General features: G+C 57.9%; 1 protein-coding gene. It reads left to right on the forward strand.

Annotated elements, in window-relative coordinates; translation table 11 throughout:
* A partial coding sequence (locus A2I95_RS39675; RefSeq protein WP_291737838.1) for a PhoU domain-containing protein occupies positions 1–1,229 on the forward strand: 1,229 nt, incomplete at both ends.

A 1,229-nucleotide genomic window follows, 5' to 3' on the forward strand; every position in this document is an offset into this window, starting at 1 on the left:
CGGTTTCTGCGCGAAGCGATGGATCCGATCCGCGACAGCGCCTTTCTGCCGGCGGTTGCGGGCTATCTGGCTCGGGATTACATAACGGCGTTTCTGGTTGGTGGCGCGCTGGCTTTTGTGATGCATTCGTCAGTTGCCGCTATCCTGATGTGCGTGACGCTGGTGCAGATCGGAGCGATCCCCTTTGCCGCTGGCCTTTCACTGGTATTGGGGGCGAATTTCGGTTCTGCCTTCATTCCCGTCTGGCTGAGCCGCGGAATGGATTTGCGGGCACGCCGCATCCCCTATGCCAACCTGGCTTTGCGCGGCACCTGGGCGGTGATCTGCCTGTTCGGTGCCAATCTGGCGCTGCGTCAGGGGGTGTTGGGGGATCCGCAAGGCGGCCAGATGCTGGTCAACGCGCATCTGGCCTTCAATGCGTCACTGCTGGTGCTCGCGCTGCCGGTTTGTACACAGTTGGGAGATATCTTTGCCCGGCTGTTCCCCGAACCCGCGCAGACAGAGATGAACCACCCAGGGCGGCCTGTCAGTGCGCTGGAACAGGGCAGCTATGGTTCAGCTGCTGTGTCTGTTTCGAACCTTAAACGCGAACTGCTGCGGATGTCGGACCAGGTCAATGCCATGTTTCGCCCGGTACTGGAATTGTACCAATCGGGTGGCAAGGAGAAAATCAAGACCGTTCAGTCGATGGACGCCGAGGTCAACGCTGGTCTCTCCGGTGTCCGGAAATATGTGGCTGCGATCCCCGAGGATGGCTTTGACAAAGAACAATTGAAGACGGCCCGCAGCCTGATGGAATACGCGATCCGGCTGGAAACCGCTGGCGATGTGGTGGCCCGTCGTCTGACAGTCCTGGCGGGTGATTTGAACAAAAGGAATCTGAGCTTTTCCAGGGAAGGCTGGATGGAGATCACCCGGATGCATGAGGCAATTCTGGCCAATATGCAGCTGGCCTCCAATGTGCTGATTTCTGATGACTTGGAAAGTGCGCGGTTGCTGAGCCTGGAAAAAACCGAATTGAAGCGGATGGAGCACGACAGCCGGAAACGCCACCTGAAACGGTTGCAAAATGGCGCCCGGGAAAGCTTTGACACCTCCGATATCCATTTGGAAACGCTGCGTGCCTTACGTGAGTTCAACAGCCACATTGCGGCGGTGGCTTATCCGGTTCTGTACCAGAATGGCCAGCTGTTGGAGACCCGGCTGATCAATGAAATGCTGCCGGAAGA

The organism is Leisingera sp. F5, from assembly GCF_001593695.1.